This window comes from Pseudomonas sp. B16(2017) (genome assembly GCF_002113205.1).
Lineage (GTDB): Bacteria > Pseudomonadota > Gammaproteobacteria > Pseudomonadales > Pseudomonadaceae > Aquipseudomonas > Aquipseudomonas pharyngis.
Window position 1 is genome coordinate 15,375 of sequence record NZ_NEKA01000017.1, and the last position, 26,319, is coordinate 41,693.

Annotated in this window: 26 protein-coding genes and 1 other RNA gene; 5 read left to right on the forward strand and 22 right to left on the reverse strand. The window is 61.0% G+C overall.

Annotation, left to right across the window (positions count from 1 at the left end; translation table 11 throughout):
* Positions 1–3 precede the first annotated feature (3 nt).
* The 14 genes from CAG25_RS24095 to rsmI all read right to left on the reverse strand — a co-directional run bounded on the left by CAG25_RS24095 (position 4) and on the right by rsmI (position 15,123).
* The gene (locus tag CAG25_RS24095) at positions 4–978 is read right to left on the reverse strand and encodes a D-alanine--D-alanine ligase (protein WP_064383956.1); all 975 of its coding nucleotides are present in this window, start codon (positions 976–978) and stop codon (positions 4–6) included.
* A complete protein-coding gene (murC, locus tag CAG25_RS24100) occupies positions 975–2,435 on the reverse strand; it encodes a UDP-N-acetylmuramate--L-alanine ligase (RefSeq protein WP_085610958.1) in 1,461 nt (486 codons plus the stop codon). The genes CAG25_RS24095 and murC overlap by 4 nt, the downstream gene beginning before the upstream one ends.
* Positions 2,428–3,498: an undecaprenyldiphospho-muramoylpentapeptide beta-N-acetylglucosaminyltransferase gene (murG, locus tag CAG25_RS24105; protein ID WP_085610959.1), complete on the reverse strand. Its 1,071-nt coding sequence runs from the start codon at positions 3,496–3,498 to the stop codon at positions 2,428–2,430. Before murG ends, murC begins: the two co-directional genes overlap by 8 nt.
* On the reverse strand, positions 3,488–4,705 hold the full coding sequence (gene ftsW, locus CAG25_RS24110; protein ID WP_039766247.1) for a putative lipid II flippase FtsW: 1,218 nt from the start codon (positions 4,703–4,705) through the stop codon (positions 3,488–3,490). Before ftsW ends, murG begins: the two co-directional genes overlap by 11 nt.
* A complete protein-coding gene (murD, locus tag CAG25_RS24115; protein ID WP_085610960.1) occupies positions 4,702–6,048 on the reverse strand; it encodes a UDP-N-acetylmuramoyl-L-alanine--D-glutamate ligase in 1,347 nt (448 codons plus the stop codon). The genes ftsW and murD overlap by 4 nt, the downstream gene beginning before the upstream one ends.
* A 5-nt stretch (positions 6,049–6,053) precedes the next feature.
* The gene (mraY, locus tag CAG25_RS24120) at positions 6,054–7,136 is read right to left on the reverse strand and encodes a phospho-N-acetylmuramoyl-pentapeptide-transferase (RefSeq protein ID WP_007956769.1); all 1,083 of its coding nucleotides are present in this window, start codon (positions 7,134–7,136) and stop codon (positions 6,054–6,056) included.
* Complete coding sequence (gene murF, locus CAG25_RS24125) at positions 7,136–8,503, reverse strand: UDP-N-acetylmuramoyl-tripeptide--D-alanyl-D-alanine ligase (protein WP_085610961.1); 1,368 nt, start codon at positions 8,501–8,503, stop codon at positions 7,136–7,138. Before murF ends, mraY begins: the two co-directional genes overlap by 1 nt.
* Positions 8,496–9,959: a UDP-N-acetylmuramoyl-L-alanyl-D-glutamate--2,6-diaminopimelate ligase gene (locus CAG25_RS24130; RefSeq protein WP_085610962.1), complete on the reverse strand. Its 1,464-nt coding sequence runs from the start codon at positions 9,957–9,959 to the stop codon at positions 8,496–8,498. The genes murF and CAG25_RS24130 overlap by 8 nt, the downstream gene beginning before the upstream one ends.
* On the reverse strand, positions 9,959–11,698 hold the full coding sequence (locus CAG25_RS24135; RefSeq protein WP_170844883.1) for a penicillin-binding protein 2: 1,740 nt from the start codon (positions 11,696–11,698) through the stop codon (positions 9,959–9,961). Before CAG25_RS24135 ends, CAG25_RS24130 begins: the two co-directional genes overlap by 1 nt.
* Positions 11,698–11,991 carry a cell division protein FtsL gene (gene ftsL / locus CAG25_RS24140; protein ID WP_007956777.1) on the reverse strand — a complete coding sequence of 98 codons (294 nt, stop codon included), beginning with the start codon at positions 11,989–11,991 and terminating at the stop codon, positions 11,698–11,700. The genes CAG25_RS24135 and ftsL overlap by 1 nt, the downstream gene beginning before the upstream one ends.
* Positions 11,988–12,935 (reverse strand): 16S rRNA (cytosine(1402)-N(4))-methyltransferase RsmH, encoded by a 948-nt coding sequence (gene rsmH / locus CAG25_RS24145; RefSeq protein WP_039766256.1) that lies wholly within the window; start codon positions 12,933–12,935, stop codon positions 11,988–11,990. Before rsmH ends, ftsL begins: the two co-directional genes overlap by 4 nt.
* Positions 12,932–13,387, reverse strand: coding sequence for a division/cell wall cluster transcriptional repressor MraZ (gene mraZ, locus CAG25_RS24150; RefSeq protein ID WP_007917012.1), 456 nt, complete (start codon positions 13,385–13,387; stop codon positions 12,932–12,934). Before mraZ ends, rsmH begins: the two co-directional genes overlap by 4 nt.
* Before the next feature lie 403 nt (positions 13,388–13,790).
* Positions 13,791–14,144, reverse strand: an RNA gene (rnpB, locus tag CAG25_RS24155) — RNase P RNA component class A.
* A gap of 73 nt (positions 14,145–14,217) precedes the next feature.
* Complete coding sequence (gene rsmI, locus CAG25_RS24160; RefSeq protein WP_085610963.1) at positions 14,218–15,123, reverse strand: 16S rRNA (cytidine(1402)-2'-O)-methyltransferase; 906 nt, start codon at positions 15,121–15,123, stop codon at positions 14,218–14,220.
* 177 nt (positions 15,124–15,300) lie between these two features.
* Between rsmI and CAG25_RS24165 the strand changes: the two genes are divergently transcribed.
* The 4 genes from CAG25_RS24165 (at position 15,301) to CAG25_RS24180 (ending at position 18,745) form a co-directional block, all read left to right on the forward strand.
* Positions 15,301–17,112 carry a penicillin-binding protein activator gene (locus CAG25_RS24165; RefSeq protein WP_085610964.1) on the forward strand — a complete coding sequence of 604 codons (1,812 nt, stop codon included), beginning with the start codon at positions 15,301–15,303 and terminating at the stop codon, positions 17,110–17,112.
* Positions 17,112–17,474: a YraN family protein gene (locus CAG25_RS24170; protein ID WP_085610965.1), complete on the forward strand. Its 363-nt coding sequence runs from the start codon at positions 17,112–17,114 to the stop codon at positions 17,472–17,474. The genes CAG25_RS24165 and CAG25_RS24170 overlap by 1 nt, the downstream gene beginning before the upstream one ends.
* A gap of 102 nt (positions 17,475–17,576) precedes the next feature.
* The gene (locus tag CAG25_RS24175) at positions 17,577–18,170 is read left to right on the forward strand and encodes a phosphoheptose isomerase (RefSeq protein WP_007928463.1); all 594 of its coding nucleotides are present in this window, start codon (positions 17,577–17,579) and stop codon (positions 18,168–18,170) included.
* Positions 18,167–18,745: a BON domain-containing protein gene (locus CAG25_RS24180; protein ID WP_011335871.1), complete on the forward strand. Its 579-nt coding sequence runs from the start codon at positions 18,167–18,169 to the stop codon at positions 18,743–18,745. The genes CAG25_RS24175 and CAG25_RS24180 overlap by 4 nt, the downstream gene beginning before the upstream one ends.
* A 98-nt stretch (positions 18,746–18,843) precedes the next feature.
* Here the strand turns inward: CAG25_RS24180 and CAG25_RS24185 are convergent, their stop codons facing one another.
* From CAG25_RS24185 to rplM, 7 genes are all read right to left on the reverse strand, one after another.
* On the reverse strand, positions 18,844–19,257 hold the full coding sequence (locus CAG25_RS24185) for a ClpXP protease specificity-enhancing factor (RefSeq protein WP_085610966.1): 414 nt from the start codon (positions 19,255–19,257) through the stop codon (positions 18,844–18,846).
* Positions 19,258–19,273: 16 nt separating this feature from the next.
* Positions 19,274–19,891, reverse strand: a complete 618-nt coding sequence (locus tag CAG25_RS24190) for a glutathione S-transferase N-terminal domain-containing protein (RefSeq protein WP_011335872.1) — start codon at positions 19,889–19,891, stop codon at positions 19,274–19,276.
* Between the two features lie 147 nt (positions 19,892–20,038).
* Positions 20,039–20,821 carry a cytochrome c1 gene (locus tag CAG25_RS24195; protein WP_085610967.1) on the reverse strand — a complete coding sequence of 261 codons (783 nt, stop codon included), beginning with the start codon at positions 20,819–20,821 and terminating at the stop codon, positions 20,039–20,041.
* Positions 20,821–22,032 carry a cytochrome bc complex cytochrome b subunit gene (locus CAG25_RS24200; RefSeq protein ID WP_007956792.1) on the reverse strand — a complete coding sequence of 404 codons (1,212 nt, stop codon included), beginning with the start codon at positions 22,030–22,032 and terminating at the stop codon, positions 20,821–20,823. Before CAG25_RS24200 ends, CAG25_RS24195 begins: the two co-directional genes overlap by 1 nt.
* Positions 22,032–22,625, reverse strand: coding sequence for a ubiquinol-cytochrome c reductase iron-sulfur subunit (petA, locus tag CAG25_RS24205; protein WP_007917031.1), 594 nt, complete (start codon positions 22,623–22,625; stop codon positions 22,032–22,034). Before petA ends, CAG25_RS24200 begins: the two co-directional genes overlap by 1 nt.
* 268 nt (positions 22,626–22,893) lie before the next feature.
* Positions 22,894–23,286 (reverse strand): 30S ribosomal protein S9, encoded by a 393-nt coding sequence (gene rpsI / locus CAG25_RS24210; protein ID WP_039766266.1) that lies wholly within the window; start codon positions 23,284–23,286, stop codon positions 22,894–22,896.
* A gap of 14 nt (positions 23,287–23,300) precedes the next feature.
* Positions 23,301–23,729, reverse strand: coding sequence for a 50S ribosomal protein L13 (rplM, locus tag CAG25_RS24215; RefSeq protein WP_003228062.1), 429 nt, complete (start codon positions 23,727–23,729; stop codon positions 23,301–23,303).
* 244 nt (positions 23,730–23,973) lie between these two features.
* Between rplM and CAG25_RS24220 the strand changes: the two genes are divergently transcribed.
* Positions 23,974–25,014 carry an NADP(H)-dependent aldo-keto reductase gene (locus CAG25_RS24220; RefSeq protein ID WP_085610968.1) on the forward strand — a complete coding sequence of 347 codons (1,041 nt, stop codon included), beginning with the start codon at positions 23,974–23,976 and terminating at the stop codon, positions 25,012–25,014.
* Positions 25,015–25,079: 65 nt separating this feature from the next.
* Here CAG25_RS24220 and CAG25_RS24225 read toward each other — a convergent pair whose 3' ends face one another.
* Complete coding sequence (locus CAG25_RS24225; RefSeq protein ID WP_007956797.1) at positions 25,080–26,216, reverse strand: acyl-CoA dehydrogenase family protein; 1,137 nt, start codon at positions 26,214–26,216, stop codon at positions 25,080–25,082.
* Positions 26,217–26,319: the final 103 nt, after the last annotated feature.

The window sequence follows — 26,319 nt, forward strand, 5'->3', positions numbered from 1 at the left end:
GTCTTAACCTCGCGCCTCTTTCTTGCCATCGGCATCGACACTGGCGGCCAGAATGGCCAGGACCAGTTGCTGGAAATCCAGACCGGCCGCTTTCGCCGCCATCGGTACCAGGCTGTGATCGGTCATGCCGGGAGCGGTGTTGACTTCCAGGAACCAGAATTTGCCGTCGGCGTCCTGCATCACGTCCGCCCGGCCCCAACCGGCAATACCCAGCGCCTCGCAGGCTTGCGCCGTGAGGTCCATGAGTTCTTTTTCCTTGGCGGCATCGAGCCCGCACGGAATCCGATACTGGGTATCGTTGGCGATGTACTTGGCGTCGTAGTCGTAGAACGTGTGCGGCGTACCCAGGGCGATAGGAGGCAACACCTGGTCACGCAGGGTGGCGATGGTGAACTCGGGACCGTGGATCCATTGCTCGACCAACACTTGCGAATCGTAGGTACTGGCCGCTTTCCATGCGTCGATCAACTCGGACGCGGAAGTCACTTTGGCCATCCCGATACTTGAACCTTCATGCGCCGGTTTGACGATCAAAGGGAAGCCCAGTTCCGTCGCTGCCGAAATACAATCGGCCTCGCTGCGCAGCACGGCGTGACGTGGCGTCGGAATCCCGAGCGTGTGCCAGACCTGCTTGGTGCGCAGTTTGTCCATCGCCAGTGCCGAAGCCAGGATGCCGCTGCCGGTGTACGGAATGCCGGCCACTTCGAGCAGGCCCTGCATGCTGCCGTCTTCACCGCCGCGACCGTGGAGGATGATGAACGCGCGGTCGATCTTCTCGCTCAGCAGGCGCTGCAGGATATCGGCGCCGACGTCAATGCCGAACGCGTCCACACCCGCGCTTTGCAGCGCAGTGAGCACGGCATTGCCGGACTTCAGCGAGACTTCACGCTCGGCACTCAGGCCACCGAACAGCACGGCCACACGGCCGAAGTCCTTCGGGGCGATGGTGGAGAACAGGTTGGCGTAGGCAGCAGTCATTTCAACTTCCCCTCGACCGACGCCGCCACGGCACCGGCGAACAACTCGCTTTTCAACAGTTTCGGTGCGAGGCCGCCGATGTCACCGGCGCCCTGGCACAGCAGAATGTCGCCGGCACGCAGCAACGGCTTGACCACCGGCGCCAGGTCGACACCGCGCTCGATGTAGATCGGGTCGAGCTGACCGCGCTGGCGGATGCTGTTGCACAGCTTGCGGCTGTCGGCGCCCGGAATCGGCTCTTCGCCGGCCGGATAAACTTCCATCAGCAGCAGCACATTGGCGTCGGCCAGGACATTGACGAAATCGTCGTACAGGTCGCGGGTGCGGCTGTAACGGTGCGGCTGGTAGACCATCACCAGACGGCGCTCCGGCCAGCCACCACGCACGGCTTTGATAACTGCGGCAACTTCGGTCGGGTGGTGACCGTAGTCGTCGACCAGCATCACGTTGCCGCCGTCCACCGGCAGTTCGCCGTAGACCTGGAAGCGTCGGCCGACACCCTGGAACCCGGACAGGCCCTGGACGATGGCTTCATCGCTGACGCCTTCGTCGGTGGCGATGCAGATGGTCGCCAGGGAATTGAGCACGTTGTGGTTGCCCGGCATGTTCACGGACACATCAAGAGGCTCGCGATCAGGGCGCAGCACGGTAAAGAAGGTCTGCATGCCCTGCTGACGAACATTGATCGCGCGCACGTCGGCGTCTTCGCTGAAGCCATAGGTCACGGTCGGACGCTTGACCAGCGGCAGGATTTCACGCACCACCGGATCGTCCAGGCACATCACCGCCAGACCGTAGAACGGCAGGTTGTGCAGGAACTCGACGAAGGTTTTCTTCAGTTTGTTGAAGTCACCGTCGTAGGTCGCCATGTGGTCGGCGTCGATGTTGGTGACTACGGCCACCAGCGGTTGCAGATGCAGGAAGCTGGCGTCGCTTTCATCGGCCTCGGCGATCAGGTAACGGCTGGTGCCGAGCTGGGCATTGGTGCCCGCGGCGTTCAGACGGCCACCGATGACGAAGGTCGGATCCAGGCCACCGGCGGCGAACACCGAAGCGATCAGGCTGGTAGTGGTGGTCTTGCCGTGGGTACCGGCGACGGCGATGCCGTGGCGGTAGCGCATCAGTTCGGCGAGCATTTCGGCACGCGGCACCACCGGAATGCGGCGTTCCAGCGCAGTCGCGACTTCCGGGTTGGAGGTGTTGACGGCGCTCGACACCACCAGCACGTCGGCGGCTGCGGCGTTCTCGGCACGGTGGCCAATGAATATCTGCGCACCGAAGGATTCCAGGCGCTCGGTCACCGGCGAAGCTTTCAGGTCCGAACCGGACACTTCATAGCCCAGGTTCAGCAGCACTTCAGCAATACCGCACATGCCCACGCCGCCGATGCCGACGAAGTGGATGCGACGGATGCGGCGCATTTCCGGTTGCGGCATGGCTTTCTGATTCTCAACCATGGGCCACCTCCAAACAGGTATCGACCACGCTACGGGTGGCTTCGGGTTTCGCCAGACGGCGGGCCGCTTGGGCCATTTGTTCGAGTCGTTGCGGTTGCATCAAGACCTCTGTCAGGCGCGCGGCAAGGTCCGCGGCACCAGTCGTTCTTTGCGGCATCAGGAAGGCAGCGCCTTCGCGGGCCAAATAATCGGCGTTGCGGGTCTGGTGATCGTCGATCGCGTGGGGCAAGGGCACCAGCATCGAGGGCAGACCGGCGGCGGCCAGTTCGCTGATGGTCAATGCGCCGGCGCGGCACACCACCAGGTCAGCCCAGCCATAGGCCTGGGCCATGTCTTTGATGAACGGCTGCACCTGCGCATCCACGCCGGCGGCGCGGTAGCGCTCTGCAGTCACTTCATCGTGGTTTCTGCCCGCCTGATGGAACACTTCCGGACGCAAGTCGGCAGCGACTTGTGCCAGGGCTTCAGGCAGCAACTTGTTCAACGGCTCTGCGCCCAGGCTTCCGCCCAGGATCAGCAAACGCGCCTTGCGTCCGACCAGGGCCGGGCGCGGTGTTTCGAGGAACAGCTCGCTGCGCACCGGGTTACCGGTGGTACGGCGGCTGTCCGACAGGGTAAAGGTGTCGGGGAACGCTTCACACACCCGGGCGGCGAACGGCACCAGCAACCGATTGGCGGTGCCGGCCACGGCGTTCTGCTCATGAACGATCACCGGCACGCCGGCCAGTTTGGCGGCAAGACCACCGGGACCGGTCACATAGCCGCCGAATCCGACCACACACACCGGCCGCAAGCGGCGAATGATCGCCCGCGCCTGCCATACCGATTTCAGCAGCATGAATGGCGCCTTGAGCAGCGACAGCTTGCCCTTGCCACGCAGGCCACTGGCGTTGATGCGGTGCAGTTCAATACCCGCCGCCGGCACCAGATCGTTCTCGATCCCGCGCGGCGTCCCGAGCCAGTGCACGGTGTAGCCGCGCGCCTGGAATTCACGGGCACAGGCCAGCGCCGGGAACACGTGGCCACCGGTGCCGCCGGCCATGATCAATACGTTAGCGCCCATGGTTCGGCTCCTCGGCGAAGTCGCTCTCATGGAATTCCATCTCTTCACTGCCCAGGTGGGTCCGGCTCTCCCACTCGATCCTCAGCAACAGGCCAAGGCAGGCGCAGCAGATCACCAGGGAACTGCCGCCATAACTGAGGAACGGCAAGGTCAGGCCCTTGGTCGGCAGCAGGCCGACGTTCACGCCGATGTTGATCAGGAACTGGCCGATCCACAGGAACGACAGACCGTAGGCAACATAAGCGGCAAAAAACTGTTTGGCTTTCTCGGCCCACAGACCGATGTACATGCCGCGAATACACACGAACACGAACAGCGCCACGGTGCACAGCGAGCCCACGGCGCCGAGTTCTTCAGCCAAGACCGAGAACACGAAGTCGGTGTGCGCTTCCGGCAGGTAGAACTGCTTCTGCACGCTGTTGCCCAGGCCAACGCCCAGCCATTCACCGCGACCGAACGCGATCAAGGCTTGCGACAACTGATAACCGGCGCCGAACTGGTCAGCCCACGGGTCGGCGAAGTTGGTCAGACGCGCCATCCGGTACGGCTGCATCTGAATCAGCAACACCACCGCACCGACGGCCAGCACCACCATCAGCGAGAACCGGAACAGCCCGACCCCGCCGAGAAACAGCATCGCCGCCGCCGCGCCCATCATCACGACGGTGGCACCGAAGTCCGGCTCCATCAGCAACAGACCCGCCATCGGCAGCAGCACGATGAATGGCTTGAAGAAGCCCATCCAACTCTCGCGCACCTCTTTCTGGCGACGCACCAGGTAACCGGCGAGGTAGATCACCACGAACACCTTGGCGATCTCGGACGGCTGTACGTTGAAGAAGCTGAAACCGATCCAGCGCATCGAACCGTTCACCTCACGGCCGATCCCCGGGATGATCACCATCACCAGCAGGCCGAACGCACCGATCAGCATCATCCAGCCGAGGCGCTGCCAGGTGGCGATCGGGATCATCATGGTGACGATGCAGGCACCGAGGCCCAGCACCACGTAGATCAGGTGACGAGTCATGTAATAAAGAGCACTGCCCGACTGCGCCGCGCCGACTTCTGTCGATGCCGAGGCGATCATGATCAGGCCCAGACCGAGCAGCGCCAGGCAACCGGCGAGCATCGGGAAGTCGAGGTCGATTCCGCGTCCGGTAATAAGCGGCGACGGATATGGCTTGATGATGTTTCTCAAGCTCATGCCAGATCCTCCGAGGCGCGGACGAACTGGTGACCACGGTCTTCGTAGTTCTTGAACATGTCGAAACTGGCGCAGGCCGGCGACAGCAGCACCACGTCACCCGGCTGGGCGGCGGCGCGGCATTGGGCGACCGCATCGACCAGCGTGGTCGCGCGAATCAGCGGCACGGCATCGCCGATCGCTTCGCCGATCTTGTCGGAATCGCGCCCCATCAGGATCACGGCGCGGCAATGGGCTGCCACCGGATCGCGCAGGTCTTTGAAGTCGGCACCCTTGCCGTCGCCACCGGCGATCAGCACGACCTTGCCGTCGATGTCCGCGCCCAGGCCTTCGATGGCGGCCAGCGCGGCGCCGACGTTGGTGGCTTTGGAATCGTTGTAGTAACCGACGCCGTCCAGATCACGTACCCACTGGCAACGGTGTTCGAGACCGGCGAAGGTGCGCAGCGCCGCCAGCATGGCGTCGAACGGCAGCCCGACCGCGTGGCCGAGTGCCAGCGCCGCCAGGGCGTTGGACTGGTTGTGGGCGCCGCGAATCTTCAGTTCGCGCACCGGCATCAGGTTCTGGAACTCGAAGGCCAGGTATTTCTCGCCATTCTCTTCGCGCAGGCCGAAGGCCTTGAAATCGGGTTTGGTCAGGCCGAAGGTCCAGCACGGCTGGCCCTCGCCCATCAGCGGACGGGTCAAGGCGTCCTGGCGGTTGACCACGAACTGCTTCGCGCCCCGGAAGATCCGGTGCTTGGCCAGGTGATAGGCCGGCAGACCGCTGTAGCGGTCCATGTGGTCTTCGCTGATGTTGAGCACGGTCGCCACTTCGGCGTTGAGCTGGTCGGTGGTTTCCAGCTGGAAGCTCGACAGCTCCATCACGTACAGCTCGACGTCGTCGCTGAGCAGATCCAGCGCCGGCGTACCGAGGTTGCCGCCCACGGCCACGCGCTTGCCGGCCGCAGCCGCCATCTCGCCGACCAAGGTGGTGACGGTGCTTTTCGCATTGGAACCGCTGATGGCCACGATCGGCGCCTTCGCGTTGCGCGCGAACAGCTCGATGTCGCCGGACAGCTTCACGCCACGGGCCGCGGCGGCTTGCAGGGCCGGGGTCGCCAGCGCCAGGCCGGGGCTCACGTAGAGCTCGTCGGCACGGCACAGGAATTCGACGTCCAGCTCGCCACAACGCACTTCCACGTGCGGATAGTCACGCTGGAGCGTGGCCAGTTCCGGTGGATTTTCCCGCGTGTCGGCCACGGCAAACGCCACGCCCCGGTTCGCCAGGAAGCGAACCAGGGACATGCCGCTCTTGCCGAGGCCGACAACGATGCGGAAGTGGTCAGAAGCGATCAGAGACACTCGTTCTACCTCAGCTTCAGGGTGGCAAGGCCGATCAGCACGAGAATCACGGTGATGATCCAGAAACGGACGATCACGCGCGGCTCGGGCCAGCCCTTGAGTTCAAAGTGGTGGTGAATCGGCGCCATGCGGAACACACGGCGACCGGTCAGCTTAAAGGACGCAACCTGAATGACGACTGACAGGGTTTCCATCACGAACACGCCGCCCATGATGAACAGGACGATTTCCTGACGGACGATCACCGCGATGGTGCCCAGGGCCGCGCCCAGCGCCAGTGCGCCGACGTCGCCCATGAAGACTTGTGCCGGGTAGGTGTTGAACCACAGGAAGCCCAGGCCGGCACCGATCAGTGCGCCGCAGAACACGATCAACTCGCCTGCGCCCGGTACGTAAGGAATCAGCAGGTATTCCGCGAATTTCACGTTACCCGACAGGTAGCAGAAGATGCCCAGACCACCGCCCACCATCACTGTCGGCATGATCGCCAGACCGTCGAGGCCGTCGGTGAGGTTGACCGCGTTGCTCGAGCCAACGATCACAAAGTACGTCAGCACGATGAAACCCGCGCCCAGCGGAATGCTGTAGTCCTTGAGCATCGGCAGGATCAGGGTGGTTTCCACCGGTGTGCTGGCCGTCATATAAAGGAAGATCGCCGCGCCGAGGCCAAACACCGACTGCCAGAAATATTTCCAGCGGCTCGGCAGACCACGGGAGTTCTTCTCGATCACCTTGCGGTAGTCGTCGACCCAGCCGATGGCGCCGAACAGCAGGGTCACCAGCAGCACGACCCACACGTAGCGGTTGCTCAGGTCAGCCCAAAGCAAAGTGCTGACGCCGATCGAAGACAGAATCAGCGCACCGCCCATGGTCGGCGTACCGGATTTGGACAGGTGCGATTGCGGGCCGTCGTTACGAACCGATTGGCCGATCTGACGGTTCTGCAGGGTGCGGATCATCCACGGGCCGTAGCACAGCGACAAGACCAGCGCGGTCAGCACACCGAGGATCCCGCGCAGGGTCAGGTACTGGAAGACCGCGAAGCCTTTGTAGAACTGTTGCAGATACTCCGCTAGCAGCAGCAGCATTAATGTTTCTCCAGACTGGACCCGCACAGGGCCGCAACGATGTTTTCCATCGCTGCGCTGCGCGAACCCTTGATCAAAATGGTGGTGTTTGTGTCCTGCTCGGCGCCGAGGGCGTGGATCAGTTCGGCTTGTGTGCCGAAGTGCTGCGCCTCGTTACCGAATGCGTTCACGGCGTGGACCATGTTCGGCCCGACAGCGTAAAGCGCGGAAACCTTGCCCCGGGCGTATTCGCCCACGTCGCGGTGCCCCTGCTCCGCCCAGTCGCCCAACTCGCCGATATCCCCGAGCACCAGAACGGTGCGGCCGGAAAAGCCGGCGAGTATATCAACGGCCGCGCACATCGAGGTGGGGTTCGCGTTGTAAGTGTCATCGATCACGCGCATGCCGTTTTTCGCCAGTTGCGCGACGGTGCGACCCTTGACCGGTTGTACCGCGCCAAGCCCGGTGGCAATGCCGAACAGCGACACGCCCAGGGCGTGAGCGGCAGCGGCGGCGGCCATGGCGTTGGCGACGTTGTGGGTGCCGAGCAGGTTCAGTTGAACCCGTTCCACACCTTCAGGAGTGTGAAGGTTGAACGCCGGGCAACCACGGGCATCGGTGGCCAGGTCGCTGGCGTAAAAATCCGCCTGAGTGTTGCTCAGGGCAAACGTCAGCACCTTGCGCGCGCCGGCGCGGGTTTTCCAGATACCAAACGCCTTGTCATCGAGGTTCAGCACGGCGACGCCATCGGCCGCCAGCCCGTCGATGATCTCGCCCTTGGCTTCGACGATTTTTTCCGGACCGCCGAACTCACCGACGTGGGCGGTCCCGGCGTTGTTGAGGATTGCCACGTGCGGCTTGGTCAGCCCCACGGTGTAGGCGATTTCACCCAGACGCGAGGCGCCCAGTTCGATCACCGCCGCGCTGTGTTCCGGGGCGAGCTCGAGCAGGGTCAGCGGCGCACCCAGATCGTTATTCAGGTTGCCACGGGTCGCCAGCACCGGACCGCGTGTGCGCAGGATGCTTGCGAGCATTTCCTTGACCGTGGTCTTGCCACTGGAGCCGGTAACCGCAGCGACCGGTTTGGTGAACGCGGCACGGTTCAAGGCACCCAGCTGGCCGAGCGCCTGGCGAGTGTCCTTGACCAGCAATTGCGGCAGCGTGCTGTCGGCGACTTCGCGCTCGACCAATGCAGCAACGGCGCCTTTGGCGGCGACTTCATTCAGATAGTCATGACCGTCGAAACGCGGGCCGGTCAGGGCGATAAACAGTTGGCCAGCCTTGATCGCGCGGCTGTCGATGCTCACGCCGTCAAAACTGGCGTCGGCGCTGATCAGGCGGGCGTCGAGCGCGCTAGTCAGCTCGCTGAGTTTCAGGGCCTTAAGCATGGGCCACCTCCCACGCGGTCAGGGCGTGATCCGCCTCGACCAGATCAGAGAATGCATGGCGCTCGCCGTTGATTTCCTGATAGTCCTCGTGACCTTTGCCGGCCAGAACGATCACGTCATCCGCCGAAGCGCCGGCAATCAGTTGCGCGATGGCCTGGCCACGACCGGCCACGAACGTCACCTTGTCCACAGCCGTGAAGCCGGCGCGGATATCATCGAAAATCACCGCCGGGTCTTCGGTGCGCGGATTGTCATCGGTGACCAGCACGCGGTCGGCCAGACGCTCGACCACTTCAGCCATCAGCGGACGCTTGCCGCGATCGCGATCACCGCCGCAGCCGAACAGGCACAGCAATTGGCCTTTGACGTGCGGGCGCAATGCGGTCAGCACTTTTTCCAGCGCGTCCGGAGTGTGGGCGTAATCGACCACCACCAGCGGCTGAGTGCCGCCGCCGAGACGCTGCATGCGTCCGGCCGGGCCTTCGAGTTTCGGCAGCACCTTGAGGATTTCGTCGAGGGCGTAGTCGAGACCGAGCAATGCACCGACGGCGGCCAGTACGTTGCTCAGGTTGAAACGGCCGAGCAGCGTGCTGCGCAGATGGCGTTCGCCTTGCGGCGTGACCAGCGTGGCGCGCACGCCTTCGTCGTCGAACTGCGCTTCACGCACATAGAGATAGGCGCTGCTGTCGAGCAGGCTGTAAGTGATCAAACGTGACTCGCGCTTTTCAGCGGCCAGTTGCCGGCCGAAATCGTCGTCGAGGTTGACCACGCGGCACTTCAGGTCATTCCAGGCGAACAGCCGGGCCTTGGCCTCGGCGTACGCTTCCATGGTGCCGTGGTAATCGAGGTGATCGCGGGACAGGTTGGTCATCACTGCCACATCGAATGCCAGCGCGGTAACCCGGCCCTGATCCAGACCGTGGGACGAGACTTCCATGGCCACGGCTTTGGCGCCGGCCTTTTTCAGGTCGCCCAAGGTCGCTTGCATGGCAATCGGATTCGGCGTGGTGTGCAGGCCGCTTTGCAGCGAACCGTGGAAACCGGAGCCAAGGGTGCCGACGATACCGCAATGCTGACCGAGCAGATCCAGCGCCTGCGCCACCAACTGGGTCACGCTGGTCTTGCCGTTGGTGCCGGTCACGCCGATCAGGTTCAGGTGATGACTCGGCTCACCGTAAAAACGCCCGGCGATGTCAGACAGTTGCGCCGCCAGGCCCTTGACCGGAATCAGCGGAACTTCGGTGATCGGCAGCACGGTGGCGCCTTCCACTTCATAGGCCACCGCAGCAGCACCGCGCTGCAAGGCGTCAGCGATGTGCGCACGCCCGTCGAACTTACCGCCCGGCACCGCGAGGAACAGATCACCCGCGCGTACATTGCGACTGTCGAGCGCCAGTTCACGGATCAACAGATCATGGCCGGCGTGGGGGAAAATCTTGTTCAGACTCAGAGACATCAGCCGCGCCCTCCATTGGCTTTCAGCGGAACGACCGGGGTGGCGTTGGCCTGTTGTGTGGTTGGCAGGTTGTCCGGGGTGACATTCATCAGGCGCAGGGTGCCCGACATCACACGGCTGAACACCGGCGCCGAGACCAGGCCACCGAAGTAACCGGCCTTGGTCGGTTCATCGATCACCACGACGATTGCATAACGTGGATCGCTCATCGGGCCGAAACCGGCGAACAGCGAGCGATAAGAGTTTTCGGCGTAGCCCTTGGTGCCGACCGACGTTTTACGCGCGGTACCGGACTTGCCGCCCACGTGATACGCCGGCACCTGCGCACGGAACACGCCGCGCGGGGCCTCGATCACTTGTTGCAGCATGCCTTGCATGGTCTTGGCGACGGCTTCCGGCAGCACCTGGGTGGTCTGCGGCGCCTTGTCGGTTTTGATCAGGGTCAGCGGTGCGAGACGACCGTTGTTGGCCAGCGCCGAGAACGCGTGCACCAGCTGGATCGCAGTCACCGAAATACCGTAGCCGTAGGACAGCGTTGCGGTCTCGGCCTTGCGCCACTCGCGGTAGTTCGGCAGGTTGCCGACACGTTCGCCCGGGAAGCCGAGGCCGGTGTCCTGGCCGAGGCCGACTTTCTGTGCGAGGCGGAAAATGGTTTCGCCGCCGATATCGAACGCGACCTTGCTCATGCCGACGTTACTGGAATTGATCAGAATGCCGGTCAGGTCGAGCACCGGACCTTCGGTCTTCGACACGTCCTTGATCGTGTATTTGCCGATCTGCAGGGAGCCCGGATACACCTCGACGGTGTCGCTCGGTTTCCAGCGGCCGGTTTCGATCGCGGCGCTCATCGAGATCGCCTTCATGGTCGAACCGGGTTCGAACACGTCGATCATCGCGCGGTTACGCATCATCGCCGGCTGCAGGTTGCGACGGTTGTTCGGGTTGTAGGTCGGCTGGTTGACCATGGCGAGAATCTCGCCGGTCTTCACGTCCATGATCACCAGACTGCCGGCCTTGGCGCCGTTCTCGATGATCGCGTTGCGCAGTTCGCGGTTGGCCAGGTATTGCAGGCGCAGGTCAATCGACAACGCCAAGGGCTTGCCGGCCTTGGCGTTTTTGGTGACCTGGACATCCTTGATCAGCCGTCCGCGCCGATCCTTGATGACTTGCCGCTTGCCGGGCACGCCGGCCAGCCATTCATCGTAGGCCAGCTCGACGCCTTCACGACCGTGGTCATCGATGTCGGTGAACCCGACCATGTGCGCGGTGACTTCACCGGCCGGGTAGAACCGGCGGAACTCTTCGATGCCGTAGACGCCCGGCACTTTCAGGTCGAGCACGGCCTGGCCCTGCTCGGGGGTCAACCCGCGCACCAGATAAATGAATTCTTTGTTGGCCTGGGCTTCGAGGCGTTCGGCCAAGGCTTTAGGATCCTGCCCCAGCGCGGCAGCCAGCGCCGGCCACTTCTCTTTGGCGGTCTGCATTTCCTTGGCGTTGGCCCACAGCGTGGTCACCGGGGTACTCACGGCCAGCGGCTCGCCGTTACGGTCGGTGATCAGACCACGGTGAGCCGGAATCGGAATGTGCCGAAGACTGCGCGCGTCGCCCTGGCCTTTGAGGAAGTCTCGGTCAACCACTTGCAGGTCGATGATGCGCCAGCAGATGGCCGCGACCATCACGCCGAGCAGTGCCACCATCAGACGGAAGCGCCACGGGAAAAGAGCCCCCTCGAGTTTCATCATGGCGCCACCATCTTCACGTCAGCCGCGCCGGGGATGTGCATCTTCAGTTGTTCGGTGGCCAGTACTTCGATCCGGCTGTGGGCGGTCCAGGTGCTTTGCTCCAGGATCAGGCGCCCCCATTCGGCCTGCGCCTTGTCGCGCACGCTCAGTTCGTTGTAAAGGGTGTTGAGCAACTGCCGGTTCCAGTGGGCGCTGTAAGACACGCCGATGGCCGACACGAGCACGCCGATGAACAACAGCAGCATGAAAAAGCTGCCGCCGGGCAGTGGCTTGGCGAAAAGCTTGCTCACCGCAGCTTCTCCGCGACGCGCATGACGGCGCTTCGGGAACGTGGGTTGGCTTTGAGTTCGGCGTCGGAGGCCGTCTGCGCTTTGCCATGGACTTTGATTTTCGGTTCGAACGCAACGTGGCGAACCGGCAGGTTGCGCGGCAGGTTGTCGGCTTCGCCTTTCACCAGCTTGCGCATGAACAGTTTGACGATACGGTCTTCCAGCGAGTGGAAGCTGATCACGACCAGACGACCGCCCACTTCCAGGCATTCGAGCGCGGCTTCAAGACCCGCTTCCAGATCGCCCAGTTCGTTGTTGACGTGAATGCGCAGGCCTTGGAAGGCTCGGGTTGCCGGGTTCTTGCCCTTTTCCCATGCCGGGTTGGCGACTTTCAGGACTTCGGCCAGATCGGCGGTGCGCTCGAACGGCGTAATGTCACGACGCTCGGCCACGGCACGGGCCATGCGACCGGAGAAACGTTCTTCGCCGTATTCCTTGAACACACGGGCGATTTCTTCCACCGGCGCGGTGTTGACGAACTCGGCGGCGCTGATGCCACGGGACGGATCCATGCGCATGTCCAGCGGACCGTCGTTGAGGAAGCTGAAGCCGCGCTCGGCATCATCGAGCTGCGGCGAAGACACGCCCAGATCCAGCAGAATGCCGCTGACTTTGCCGGCCAGACCCTGCTCGGCAACCACCGAACCGAGCTCGGCAAAGCTGCGCTGCACAACGACAAAGCGGCCGTCTTCGGCCGCTAGCGTTTGCCCGGTGGCAATCGCTTGAGGATCCTTGTCGAATCCGATGAGCCGACCATCCGGCCCGAGCTTGCTCAGGATCAACCGGCTGTGCCCGCCGCGCCCGAACGTGCCGTCCAGATAGCAGCCATCAGGACGTACGGCGAGAGCCTCGACGGCTTCGTCAAGCAGTACGGTGATGTGGTTAAAGCCGCTATCAATAGTCACAGGATCAGATCACGCAGTTCGTCAGGCATGGCGCCCGGTTGTTGTATGGCAGCCAGGTCAGCGGCAGAAACCGCGTTCCAGGCATCTTCGTCCCACAGTTGGAACTTGTTCAGTTGGCCCACCAGCATCGCGCGCTTGTCGAGTTTCGCGTATTCGCGCAGGCGCGGCGGCACCAGGAAACGACCACTGCCGTCGAGCTCGAGGTCAACGGCATTACCAATCAATAAACGTTGCAGACGACGGTTCTCTTCGCGAAGCGAAGGAAGCGCGCGCAACTTGGTTTCAATAATTTCCCACTCATCGAGCGGGTAGACACACAAACATGGATCAACGGCATCAATGGTCACGATCAACTGGCCGGAGCTGCGCGAATCGAGCTCGTCACGGTACCGGCTCGGCATGGCGAGACGGCCCTTTGCATCGAGACTGATAGCGTTAGCTCCGCGAAACACGTCTGCGTTTCTCCAATTTTTATCGTTTTGAGCTCAAAAAACCCACTTCATGCCACTTTCCGCCACTTGCGCACACTATAGGAATGCGCCCACCACACCGTCAAGGCGCGGATTAAAGGAAAACCCTTACAGAACGGAGATTTAGGAGCATAAAAGGAGGAGCAACGAGAATCTGGCGGATGCTTTTATCCAATAACTTGAAGCAGCACTGAAAGCTGCGCTCGAAAGTTAAAGTAATTTGTTAAGAGTAAGATTTTTTCGGTATTACAAAAGCGCTTCTGCTGTTGATTGAAGCAAGGTGGGAAATGGCTATTACTGCGTTTGCCGCTGCCGGGTTTCCAGCGCAGGCCTGCTGATAATAAACAGCCCTGTCGCCTTTAATTCAAGCAGGGAAAAGAAAAAGGTGGAGAGTCGATCTGTAAGCCGGGTTCTGTCTTGAACAGTCATTCGTCTACGATGGCCATCACTGGACATCTTTAGCAACCTACCCGGTCCCAGCGCGGGCCACGCCTTGGGACCCTATTTGGTCTTGCTCCAAGTGGGGTTTACCTAGCCACGAACTGTTGCCAGACGTGCGGTGCGCTCTTACCGCACCTTTTCACCCTTACCGGCGCCGAAGCGCTTAGGCGGTTATTTTCTGTGGCACTTTCCGTAGGCTCACGCCTCCCAGGCATTACCTGGCACTTCGCCCTATGGAGCCCGGACTTTCCTCCCCCCCCTAATTTTCATAGAGGGCAGCGACTGTCCGATCGACTCTCCGCCGCGCAGGTTAACGGCAGAGCGGCCGAAGAACAAGCGCTAATAGCCCGCAAACCGGTCTGCGCGACGGGTTACGCGCCTTTTTGCTGATCCAGTGCCACTTGGTACAACACGTTTTTGCGCTCACCGGTGATTTGCGCCGCCAGAGCCGCCGCGCGCTTGAGCGGCATCTCTTCCAGCAACAGATTGAGGATGCGCATCGCCTCACTGCTGACAGCGTCTTCGGATTCCGGCGCGGTCCAGCCCGCCACCACCACGACGCATTCGCCACGCTGCTGATTGCTGTCGGCCTCGACGAATGCCCGCAACTCGCTCAGCGGCAATCCCTTGAGCGTTTCAAAGGTCTTGGTGATTTCACGAGCGAGCAACGCAGGGCGATCAGCGCCGAACACTGCCTCCATATCCTGCAGACATTCCAGAATGCGATGCGGCGCCTCGTAGAAAATCAGCGTGCGCGGTTCTTCCTTGATCGCTTCCAGGCGCGCCTTGCGCCCCACCGCCTTGGCCGGCAGAAAACCCTCGAAGATAAAGCGGTCGGACGGCAGACCGGCAGCCGACAACGCCGCGATCAATGCGCACGCACCTGGCACCGGCACCACATTGATCCCCGCAGCACGAGCCTGCCGTACCAGGTGATAACCGGGATCGGAAATCAGCGGCGTACCGGCATCGGAAATCAGCGCGACGTTGTCACCTGCCAAAAGACGGGTGATGAAACGACTGCCTTCGTCCCGCTCGTTGTGCTCATGACAGGCTGCCAGCGGCGTGGAAATGCCGAAGTGCTGCATCAGGCGCTGGGAGTGGCGCGTATCTTCGGCGGCGATCAGCGCCACCTCGCGCAGGATCTTCAACGCCCGGGCGCTGATGTCATCCAGGTTGCCGATGGGCGTCGCCACCACATAAAGCGAGCCCGCAGCGGAATTCAAAGGACCTGGAGCAGTCAAAGCGCACACCTCATGATCGTTAAAAGCCGCCATTGTAGCGCGTCGTGCGCCGGACGATGCGTCCGGGTCGGACACGGTTTGTCGCACCATTGTGAGGCTGCGCACTCTTTGTATCAGCTAAATTGACGGTTTCACGCCAGTAACATCGCGCCCCGGCCAGTGCTTGGGTACAATTCGACGCTAATTTGATCGAGTATCAGGAACACTTACATGATCGCTTGCCTGCGGCTGTTCACTGCCCTCTGCCTCGCTGCCTTGCTGGCGGCTTGCGCCAGCTCCCCTTCCTCCAGCCTTGGCGAACTTCCACGGACCCCGGATGCCAGTATCGAGCAACTGCTCGAACAGGCTGCCCAGGCCAAATCGCCGGACAAGGCTGCGCTGCTGCGCCTGAGTGCGGCAGACATGGCGTACCGCCAAGGCAATGCCGGACAGTCCGCGCAAATCCTGCAGCAAGTGCCGATGGAACAACTCCAGCCGGGCCAGCAGGCATTCGCCAGCACCCTGTCTGCTGAACTGGCCATGACCCGCAATCAGCCGAAAGCCGCGCTGACCGCCCTGAGCCACCCAAGCCTGCAACGCCTGAGCGAAATGTCGGTGCCGCTGCAAGTTCGCGCCGGTACCGTTCACGCCCGCGCCCTTGAAGCCGACGGCCAGACCCTGGCCGCCGCCCGCGAGCGCATCTTCATCGCGCCGATGCTGGAAGGCGAAGCCGCCAGCAAGAACCACGAAGCGATCTGGACCCTGATTGCGTCGCTGCCGGCCGATCAACTGCAAGCGAACACCACCGATGACCTTGGCGGCTGGATGAGCCTGGCTCTGGCAGTGAAAACCGCCGGCACCCTGGAGCAACAGCAAGCCGCCATCGACAACTGGCGCAACCAGCATCCGAAACACCCAGCTGCAATCAACCTGCCGCTGCCCCTGACCAAACTCAAGGAGCTGGCTAGCCAGCCTCTGAGCAAGATTGCCCTGCTGTTGCCACAGGACGGCCAGTTGGCCTCGGTCGGCAAGGCCCTGCGTGACGGCTTCATGGCCGCGCACTATCAGGCTCAGCAAGCCGGCCAGAAACCACCGGCCATCGAATTCTATGACAGCTCGAAACTGACCAACCTCGACGAGTTCTACCGCAAGGCCCAGGCCGATGGCGTGCAACTGGTCGTCGGCCCGCTGGAGAAGCCGCTGGTCAAACAGCTGAGCACTCGCCCGCAACTGCCGATCACCACCCTCGCTCTGAACTACAGCGAAGGTGACCAAGGCCCGGCGCAGCTGTTCCAGTTCGGCCTGGCCGCTGAAGACGAAGCCCGCGAAGTCTCCCGCCGCGCCCGTGCCGACGGCCTGCACCGCGCCGCCATCATGGTGCCGAAAGGCGAATGGGGCGACCGCGTCCTGCGTGCCTTCAGCCAGGACTGGCAAGCCAACGGCGGCAGCATCGTCGCCACCGAACGCGTCGACCAGCCGGTGCAGCTGGCCCAGCAGATCGCCGACATGTTCCAGCTGCGTCAAAGCGAAGCTCGCGCCAAGAGCCTGCAGAATGCCGCCGGCACCAACGTTGCCGCCCAGCCTTCGCGTCGCCAGGACATCGAATTCATCTTCCTCGCCGCCACCCCACAACAGGCGCAGCAGATCAAGCCGACCCTGAACTTCCAGTACGCCGGTGACGTGCCGGTCTACGCGACCTCCCACGTGTTCAGCGCCAGCGGCGACGTGAACCAGTACAACGACATGAACGGCGTGCGTTTCTGCGAAACCCCGTGGCTGCTGGAAACCAGCGATCCGCTGCGTCAGCAGGTCACCGCGCAATGGCCGCAAGCCGCCGGCAGCCTGGGCCGCCTGTACGCGATGGGCGTCGACGCCTACCGCCTGGCGCCACGACTGGATCAGCTCAAGGCACTGCCGGACAGCCGTATCGAAGGTCAGTCGGGCAGCCTGGGCATGACCCAGTCCCAGCGCGTTGTGCGTCAGTTGCCATGGGCGCAGTTCGTCAGCGGTCAGATCCAGCGTCTGCCGGACACTCCACGCTGATGCCCGACAGGTCAAACCTGCAAAGCGGCAAGGATGCCGAGCGCCAGGCGCTCGAGCATCTGCAACACCAGGGTCTGCGCCTGCTGGCGCAGAACTGGTTATGCAAACGCGGTGAGCTTGATCTGGTCATGCTTGATGGCGATACAGTAGTATTCGTCGAAGTCCGTTACCGAAAGAACACTCAATGGGGTGGCGCACTCGACAGCATCGATGAGCGCAAACGGCAGAAACTGATTTTCGCCGCACAGTATTTTCTTCAGCGCGAGTCGCGTTGGGCCAATTCCCCCTGCCGCTTCGACGTGGTGGCCATCGACAGCCGCCACGGTCAGCTGAACTGGTTGCAGAATGCGTTCGACAGTTGACCGCCTGCTCCGACCCGGACACTTTCACTCAACACTTTTGCTCTTTGCTTTGCGGGCTGCACATTCACGTGCCGGACAGCCGCGCTAATTAAGGTCACACAGATGGACATGCAATCCCGAATTCGCCAGCTTTTCCAGGCCAGCATCGACACCAAGCAACAGGCGATGGACGTACTTGCACCGCACATCGAGCAAGCCAGCCAGGTGATGGTCAACGCCCTGCTCAACGAGGGCAAAATGCTCTCGTGCGGTAACGGCGGCTCGGCCGGCGATGCCCAGCACTTCTCCTCGGAACTGCTCAACCGTTTCGAGCGTGAGCGCCCGAGCCTGCCAGCCATCGCGCTGACCACCGACAGCTCGACCATCACCTCGATCGCCAACGACTACAGCTACAACGAAGTGTTCTCCAAGCAGATCCGCGCACTCGGCCAGCCGGGTGACGTGCTGCTGGCAATTTCGACCAGCGGCAACTCGGCGAACATTATTCAGGCGATCCAGGCCGCACATGATCGCGAAATGATTGTCGTAGCATTGACCGGACGCGATGGCGGCGGCATGGCTTCGCTGCTGCTGCCTGAAGACGTCGAGATTCGCGTACCGGCCAATGTCACCGCACGTATTCAGGAAGTCCACTTGCTGGCGATCCATTGCCTTTGCGATCTGATCGACAGCCAACTGTTCGGGAGTGAAGAATGACCCCTAATCGCCTTGGCCTTCTGGCCTTGACCCTGTGCCTCGGCATCAGCGGCTGCACCTCTGTGGTGAATGCCAGCCGTGAAGCGCCGATCGAAGACGACCGCGGTACCCGCACTTTCGGCAGCAAGATCGATGACTCGCTCATCGAAACCAAAGTCGGTGTCAACGTGGCCAAGGCCGATCCGGCCCTGGACAACGACTCGCACATCGTCGTCACCAGCTTCAACGGCGTTGTGCTGCTGGCCGGTCAGACCCCGCGCGCGGACCTCAAGGAGAAGGCCGAACAGGCCGCCGCCAACGTTCAGCGCGTGAAAAAGGTCCATAACGAACTGCAAGTGTTGCAGCCCTCCTCCCTGCTGGCCCGCCAGAACGATGCCTGGCTGACCACCAAGATCAAGACCCAGATGCTCACCGACGCCAGCATTCCCGGCTCGCGGATCAAGGTCGTGACCGAGAATGGCATTGTCTACCTGCTGGGACTGCTGACCAAGCAGGAAGCCGCCCAGGCGACCAACCTGGTGCAGGGCGTTTCCGGTGTGCAGAAGATTGTGAAGCTGTTCGAGTACATCGACTGAGAACGACTTGCCCTCGGTGGCGCTTACGAAAGCGCTATCGCGAGCAGGCTCGCTCCCACTGGCACAAAAAAGGCGATCCAACCGGATCGCCTTTTTTATTACTTCACCACTTTCAGGCTTGGCCGGCCGCTTGGGCGCGGCGGCTCGCTGTCCGGTGGCGGAACGTCGTCGTCCTGCTCGATCTCGTCCTCGTCATCCACCGGCGACTCGAGATCGAACACCATGCCCTGACCGTTTTCCCGGGCGTAGATGCCCAGGATTGCAGCAATCGGCACGTACAGACTATGCGGGACGCCGCCGAAGCGACCTTCGAAGGTCACAACGTCGTTGTCCATGTGCAAATGCCGCACGGCACTTGGCGAAATGTTCAGGACAATCTGCCCGTCGCTGGCAAATCCCTGTGGCACCTGCACCGCCGGGTACTCGGAATTGACCAGCATGTGCGGGGTGCAATCGTTATCTACAATCCACTCGTAGAGCGCGCGGACCAGATAAGGTCGACTGGAGTTCATAGCGGCTCCTTAAGCCTTAGCGCATGTCGCGTTCGACACCAGACAGACTCGCCTGGAATGCCTCACGCGCAAACTGACGCTCCATATAATCAAGCAGCGGCTTGGCCGGCCGCGGCAGTTCTATACCCAGAATCGGCAAACGCCAGAGTATTGGCAATAGGCAGCAATCCACCAGACTTTGTTCCTCACTGAGGAAAAACGGCTTGTCGGCAAACAGCGGCGACACGCCCGTCAGGCTTTCGCGCAATTCCTTGCGCGCCACGGCACGAGCCGCTTCCTTGGTGCGCGAATCCAGAATCAGATCCACCAGACCACACCAGTCGCGCTGAATACGATGAATCAGCAGACGGCTGTTGGCACGTGCCACCGGGTATACAGGCATCAACGGTGGATGCGGGTAACGCTCATCCAGATACTCCATCACCACGGTCGACTCCCACAACGCCAGGTCACGATCGACCAGCGTGGGCAGACTGCCGTAAGGGTTCACTTCAATCAGTTTAGGCGGCTGACGACCAGCCTCCACAAAAATGATTTCGGCGCTGACACCCTTCTCTGCAAGCACGATGCGCACTCGGTGGGAATAGTGGTCGGCGGGGTCGGAGTAACAGGCCAACCGATTGGTCACGCCCATGGCGATCCTCCTCGCTTGTTGAAATAGTCGGAGCCGGAAAAACGCGCGCGCCCAGAGGGCGCCTCCCGCAACGGCTGGTGAACCAGGCGTTGCGTTTTCAGAGGCGCCCTTGGGCGCGCGCGATTAACAGCAATTGCTTGAAGCGTATCAGTGCACGTCTTTCCAGTATTCACGCTTGAGCAGGTAGGCGAACACAAAGAAGAACGCCAGGTACAACAAGACGTAAGTACCGATGCGCTGATGTTGCAGCTTAACCGGGTTAGCCGAGTAAGCCAGGAAGGTTACCAGATTCTTGACCTTCTCATCGAACTGCTCTTCGTTGAGGGTTCCGGTTTTCGGCACGATGGTCAACTGATCGCACGCTTCATGAGTCAAAGGCGTACCGGTCAGCGGGTCATATTGCTTCTTGCCGTCTTCGACGATCTGTACCTGTTTGCAACCTACGACCTGACGACCTTGCAGGCCGACCAGCACGTTAGGCATGCCGACGTTCGGGAAGACCTTGTTGTTCACGCCCCATGGACGCGCAGGATCTTCGTAGAACGACCTGAGGTAACCGTAGAGCCAGTCGGTGCCGCGAACACGAGCCACCAGCGTCAGGTCCGGCGGCGCTGCGCCGAACCAGGTCTTGGCGTCGGCCGGCTGCATACCGATGTTCATGTGATCGCCGATCTTGGCGCCGGTGAACACCAGTTTTTCCAGCATCAGCTCGTGCGGAACACCGAGGTCATCGGCGACACGCTCGTAACGCTGAAACTTGGCACTGTGGCAACCCATGCAATAGTTGGCGAAGGTACGCGCGCCATCCTGCAGGGCAGCCTTGTCGGAAACGTCGATGTCGACCTTTTCCAGTTCCGGACCACCGTGTTCAGCCGCGAAAGACAGCACTGGCAGAGCAGCAAAAATCAGAGCAAAAAATAACTTTTTCATCAGCCAGTCACCCTTTCCGGAACCGGTTTGGTCTTCTCGAGCCTGGTGTAGAACGGCATCAGAATGAAGTAGGCGAAGTACAGGAAGGTGCAGACCTGCGACAGCAGCGTACGGCCTGGCGTCGGGGCCAGAACGCCCAGAATGCCGAGGATCACGAACGAAATGCAGAACACCACCAGCCAGATCTTGCTCATCCAGCCTTTGTAGCGCATCGACTTGACCGGGCTGCGGTCCAGCCATGGCAGGACGAACAGCACCGCAATCGCGGCACCCATGGCGATAACGCCCATGAGCTTGTCAGGGACCGCCCGCAAGATTGCGTAGAACGGTGTGAAGTACCAGACCGGTGCAATGTGCTCAGGGGTCTTGAACGGGTTGGCTTGCTCGAAGTTAGGCTTTTCGAGGAAATAACCGCCCATTTCCGGGAAGAAGAACACAATGAAGCAGAAGATGAACAGGAACACCACGACGCCGACGATATCTTTCACGGTGTAATAAGGATGGAAGGCAATGCCATCCAGCGGGATACCGTTTTCGTCTTTGTGCTTCTTGATGTCCACGCCGTCCGGGTTGTTCGAACCGACTTCGTGCAGCGCCAGGATGTGCAGCACCACCAGACCGAGAATCACGATCGGCAGCGCAACCACGTGCAGGGCGAAGAAGCGGTTCAGGGTGATCCCGGAAATCAGGTAGTCACCACGGATCCACTGGGTCAGGTCGTTGCCGATCACCGGGATCGCGCCGAACAGCGAGATGATCACCTGGGCGCCCCAGTAGGACATCTGGCCCCACGGCAGCAGGTACCCCATGAAGGCTTCGGCCATCAGCGCCAGATAAATCAGCATCCCGAAGACCCACACCAGCTCGCGCGGTTTCTGGTACGAACCGTAGAGCAGGCCACGGAACATGTGCAGATAGACCACGATGAAGAACGCCGAAGCGCCGGTGGAGTGCAGCAGGCGCAGGATCGAACCGTACTCGACGTCGCGCATGATGTATTCGACGGAAGCGAACGCTTCTTCCGCCGACGGGGTGTAGCTCATCGTCAGCCAGACGCCGGTGACGATCTGGTTGACCAGAACGAGCAGCGCCAGCGAGCCGAAGAAATAGAAGAAGTTGAAGTTTTTTGGAGCGTAATACTTGCTGAGATGGTCTTCCCACATTTTGGTGGCGGGGAAGCGTGCATCAACCCAATCCATGAACTTGCTCATCACGCTTTCTCCGTATCGACGCCAATGACAATCAGGTCATCGGTCTCATAGGAATGCGGGGGTACTGGCAGGTTCAAAGGCGCAGGTTGCGACTTGTAGACGCGGCCAGCCAGATCGTAGTGGGAACCGTGGCAAGGGCAGAAATAACCGCCTACCCAGTCTTTGCCCAGATCCGCGGGTGCCACTTCGGGACGGAAGGTCGGTGAGCAACCCAGGTGAGTGCAGATCCCGATCAGCAGCAGGATTTCCGGCTTGATCGAGCGCACTTCAGGGTCGACATAAGTGGGTTGCGTGGAGTTTTTGGAGGTCGGATCGGAGAGTTGGCCTTCGATCTTTTTGAGATTCCCCAGGATTTCCTCGGTACGGCGGACAATGAACACCGGCTGGCCTCGCCATTCAGCAATCATCTGCTGTCCTGGCTCGATTTTGCTGACATTCACTTTCACCGGTGCTCCGGCAGCCTTCGCCTTGGCACTGGGAAACCATGACCCCACGAACGGGACCGCAGCCCCCACCGCTCCTGCAGCACCCACCACGGATGTGGCTGCTACCAAGAAGCGACGCCGGCCTGCATTCACGCCGTCATTGCTCATTCAGTCCTCTCCCATCAGCTTTGTGGCCTGTTAAATCAGGCGTCTACTAAATTGAAACTATGTACTTATAAAAATTTTGCCGAATGGTAATGAAAACCCCCAATTCTGACAAGGTAATTACCCGGAGGGCTGGCCCTCAAGCCTTGTAGTATAGGGGGTCTACGAATGTGGCAAGTTGTCACAGCGCAATTATTCAAGAAATCGCACGCATAAAAAAACGCCCGGTTCCGTGAGGAATCGGGCGTTCTTTTTGAACGTGGAAGCGAAATTAACGCTTCGAGTACTGCGGACGCTTACGCGCTTTACGCAGACCAACTTTCTTACGTTCAACTTCACGGGCGTCGCGAGTAACGAAGCCAGCTTTGCGCAGAGCGCCACGCAGGGTTTCGTCGTAGTCCATCAGAGCGCGAGTGATGCCGTGGCGGATTGCGCCAGCCTGACCACTTACACCACCACCGATGACGGTGACGTAGATGTCGAACTTCTCGACAGTCTCAGTCAGTTCCAGCGGCTGACGAACTACCATGCGGGCAGTTTCGCGACCGAAGAACGTGTCCAGGGAGCGGTTGTTGATGGAGATGTTACCAGTACCCGGACGCAGGAAAACGCGTGCGGTTGCGGTCTTGCGACGGCCAGTGCCGTAATTTTGAGTCGCCGACATAATGAACTATTCCGTTAAATCTTCAGTTCTTGGGGCTGCTGAGCAGTATGAGGGTGTGCAGCGCCCGCATAGACTTTCAGCTTACGGTACATGTCGCGACCCAGTGGGTTTTTAGGCAGCATGCCTTTAACCGCGGTCTCGATCACGCGCTCAGGGGCCTTGGCGATCAGCTTTTCAAAGTTGATCGACTTGATGCCGCCCGGGAAACCGGAGTGGGAGTAGTACATTTTGTCAGTGGTTTTAGCGCCGGTAACACGGATCTGCTCAGCGTTGATTACGACGATGTAGTCGCCGGTGTCAACGTGAGGAGTGTACTCAGGCTTGTGCTTGCCACGCAGACGGCTCGCGATTTCGGTGGCCAGACGACCCAGGGTCTGACCAGCAGCGTCGACGACAAACCAGTCGCGCTTTACTGTTTCCGGTTTAGCAGTAAAAGTTTTCATTCTTTATAGCCTCAGGGGCCGCCTGTAAATAAGACGGCGGATCTTACTGAATAGTGCGTACTTTGACAAGTCAAAGGCAGCCGGATACAGACGCTTTCGGGGGCTCGGGTCGGCGCGTCCGTTCAACGGCAAGATTCTTCGGCGGCGGGGCATCACTTCCACTGCAGAAAGAGGTCGGCAATTATGCAGATTGCGAAAAAAATTTCAACCTGCTTTTATGCTTGTTTTGCCCAAGGAGCACCCGATGGACTATCGCCAGCTAGGCCGTACCGACCTGAACGTAAGTGCAATCTGCCTCGGCACCATGACCTGGGGCGAGCAAAACACTGAAGCTGAAGCCTTCGCCCAGATCGAACGGGCAAAAGAGGCCGGGATCAATTTCCTCGACACCGCCGAGATGTATCCGGTGCCACCCAAAGCCGACACCTACGCCACCACCGAGCGCTACATCGGCAATTACTTCAAGAGCCGCGGCGACCGCGCCGACTGGATCCTCGCCAGCAAGATCGCCGGCCCCGGCAACACCATCGACTACATCCGCGACAGGAACCTGCGCCACAACCGCCAGCACATCACCGAAGCGGTGGATGCCAGCCTCAAGCGCCTGCAGACCGACTACATCGACCTCTACCAGTTGCACTGGCCGGAGCGCAGCACCAACTTTTTCGGACAACTGGGCTACAAGCACCAGACCGAAGCCAACCTGACGCCGCTCGAAGACACCCTTGAGGCGCTCGATGAGCAAGTGAAGGCCGGCAAGATCCGCCACATCGGTCTTTCCAACGAAACGCCGTGGGGCACAATGCGTTTTCTCGCCCTGGCCGAAGCGCGGGGCTGGCCGCGCGCAGTGTCGATCCAGAACCCGTACAACCTGCTCAACCGCAGCTTCGAGATCGGCCTGGCAGAAATCGCCATCCGTGAACAGTGCGGCCTGCTCGCCTATTCGCCGCTGGCGTTCGGTTTCCTGTCGGGCAAGTACGAAGGTGGGGCGCGTCCGCCGAAAGGCCGCCTGAGCCTCTACAGCCGCTTCAGCCGCTATTTCAACCCGCAATCGGAAGCAGCATGCAGCCGCTATGTGGCACTGGCCCGTGAACATGGCCTGGATCCGGCGCAAATGGCCCTGGCGTTTGTGAATCAGCAACCGTTCGTCACCAGCAACATCATCGGCGCGACGACGTTGGAGCAACTGGACAGCAACATCGCCAGCTACGAGCTGAAACTGTCGAAGGAAGTGCTGGAAGGGATCGAAGCGATTCACAAGGATCATCCGAACCCGGCGCCTTGATCCAAGACGATGATCGTTCCCACGTCGAGGCGGCGAACCGTCTGAGTGGGAACGATCACACTGCATTACAGCGACCGCGCAATGATCTCCTTCATGATTTCATTGGTCCCGGCATAGATCCGCTGCACCCGCGCATCCGCCCAGGCCCGAGCCACCGGGTATTCCCACATGAAACCGTAGCCACCATGCAGTTGCACGCACTCATCGAGCACCTTGCATTGCAGATCGGTCCCCCAATACTTGGCCATCGCCGCTGTCGGCACGTCGAGCTTGCCTTGCAGGTGCAGCTCCAGGCAGCGGTCGACGAACACTCGGCCGATCTGAATCTCGGTGGCCATTTCCGCCAGTTTGAAGCGGGTATTCTGGAAGTCGGCAATCGACTTGCCGAACGCCTTGCGCTCGCGGGTGTAATCCAGCGTCCATTGCAGCGCCGCCTCGGCTGAAGCCAGACCGCCAATCGCCACAGTCAGACGCTCCTGCGGCAGCTCCTGCATCAGATAGGCAAATCCCGCCCCGGCCTGACCCAAGAGATTTTCCTTCGGTACGCGCACGTCCTGGAAGAACAATTCCGACGTGTCCTGAGCCTTCATTCCGACCTTCTCCAGGCGCTTGCCCTTGTCGAAGCCCGGGGTGTTCGCCTCCACCAGAAACAGGCTGGTGCCTTTGGCGCCGGCCTTGGGGTCAGTCTTGGCGACGACGATTACCAGATCCGCCAGGAAGCCATTGGTGATAAAAGTTTTCGAACCGTTGATCACATACTCATCGCCATCCAGTACCGCCGTGGTCTTGACCCCTTGCAGGTCGGAACCGGCGCCCGGCTCGGTCATGGCGATCGCGGTGACCATCTCGCCGGACACCAGCTTCGGCAGGTATTTCTGCTTCAGCGCCTCGCTGCCGTAATGCAGGATGTACGGCGCAACGATGTCCGAATGCAGCGAGAAGCCGATGCCGGTCAGGCCCAACCGGCCGACTTCCTCGATCACCACCGCGCTGTAGAGAAAATCTGCGCCCAACCCGCCGTATTCCTCCGGCAGGTGCGAACAGAGCATCCCCGCCTCCCCCGCCTTGTTCCACAGTTTGCGGTCGATGTAGCCTTGTTTTTCCCATTGCCCATGGAACGGCACGGCCTCTTTTTCGAGGAATGTTCGTACGCTGTCGCGGAACAATTCGTGCTCGGAGCTGAACAAGGTTCTGGGAATCATGCGGCACCTTTTCTTTATTGTTGGAGGGATCAGACCTTCAGAGACTAAGCCTCACTTCCGATACAGGACACTGGACACATCCGACAAAAAATAAGACGATCCA

Bases quoted from the DNA above. Each gene is read 5' to 3' on its own strand.
- CAG25_RS24170 (WP_085610965.1), top strand. From the start codon at position 17,112: ATGCCCGACAGGTCAAACCTGCAAAGCGGCAAGGATGCCGAGCGCCAG.
- rplM (WP_003228062.1), bottom strand. From the start codon at position 23,729: ATGAAAACTTTTACTGCTAAACCGGAAACAGTAAAGCGCGACTGGTTT.
- CAG25_RS24095 (WP_064383956.1), bottom strand. From the start codon at position 978: ATGACTGCTGCCTACGCCAACCTGTTCTCCACCATCGCCCCGAAGGAC.
- murG (WP_085610959.1), bottom strand. From the start codon at position 3,498: ATGGGCGCTAACGTATTGATCATGGCCGGCGGCACCGGTGGCCACGTG.
- CAG25_RS24130 (WP_085610962.1), bottom strand. From the start codon at position 9,959: ATGTCTCTGAGTCTGAACAAGATTTTCCCCCACGCCGGCCATGATCTG.
- murC (WP_085610958.1), bottom strand. From the start codon at position 2,435: ATGGTTGAGAATCAGAAAGCCATGCCGCAACCGGAAATGCGCCGCATC.
- CAG25_RS24185 (WP_085610966.1), bottom strand. From the start codon at position 19,257: ATGAACTCCAGTCGACCTTATCTGGTCCGCGCGCTCTACGAGTGGATT.
- CAG25_RS24225 (WP_007956797.1), bottom strand. From the start codon at position 26,216: ATGATTCCCAGAACCTTGTTCAGCTCCGAGCACGAATTGTTCCGCGAC.
- CAG25_RS24220 (WP_085610968.1), top strand. From the start codon at position 23,974: ATGGACTATCGCCAGCTAGGCCGTACCGACCTGAACGTAAGTGCAATC.
- rpsI (WP_039766266.1), bottom strand. From the start codon at position 23,286: ATGTCGGCGACTCAAAATTACGGCACTGGCCGTCGCAAGACCGCAACC.
- CAG25_RS24180 (WP_011335871.1), top strand. From the start codon at position 18,167: ATGACCCCTAATCGCCTTGGCCTTCTGGCCTTGACCCTGTGCCTCGGC.
- murF (WP_085610961.1), bottom strand. From the start codon at position 8,503: ATGCTTAAGGCCCTGAAACTCAGCGAGCTGACTAGCGCGCTCGACGCC.
- rsmI (WP_085610963.1), bottom strand. From the start codon at position 15,123: ATGGCGGCTTTTAACGATCATGAGGTGTGCGCTTTGACTGCTCCAGGT.
- CAG25_RS24190 (WP_011335872.1), bottom strand. From the start codon at position 19,891: ATGGGCGTGACCAATCGGTTGGCCTGTTACTCCGACCCCGCCGACCAC.
- petA (WP_007917031.1), bottom strand. From the start codon at position 22,625: ATGAGCAATGACGGCGTGAATGCAGGCCGGCGTCGCTTCTTGGTAGCA.
- mraY (WP_007956769.1), bottom strand. From the start codon at position 7,136: ATGCTGCTGCTGCTAGCGGAGTATCTGCAACAGTTCTACAAAGGCTTC.
- CAG25_RS24200 (WP_007956792.1), bottom strand. From the start codon at position 22,032: ATGAGCAAGTTCATGGATTGGGTTGATGCACGCTTCCCCGCCACCAAA.
- CAG25_RS24135 (WP_170844883.1), bottom strand. From the start codon at position 11,698: ATGAAACTCGAGGGGGCTCTTTTCCCGTGGCGCTTCCGTCTGATGGTG.
- ftsW (WP_039766247.1), bottom strand. From the start codon at position 4,705: ATGAGCTTGAGAAACATCATCAAGCCATATCCGTCGCCGCTTATTACC.
- CAG25_RS24195 (WP_085610967.1), bottom strand. From the start codon at position 20,821: ATGAAAAAGTTATTTTTTGCTCTGATTTTTGCTGCTCTGCCAGTGCTG.
- CAG25_RS24175 (WP_007928463.1), top strand. From the start codon at position 17,577: ATGGACATGCAATCCCGAATTCGCCAGCTTTTCCAGGCCAGCATCGAC.
- CAG25_RS24165 (WP_085610964.1), top strand. From the start codon at position 15,301: ATGATCGCTTGCCTGCGGCTGTTCACTGCCCTCTGCCTCGCTGCCTTG.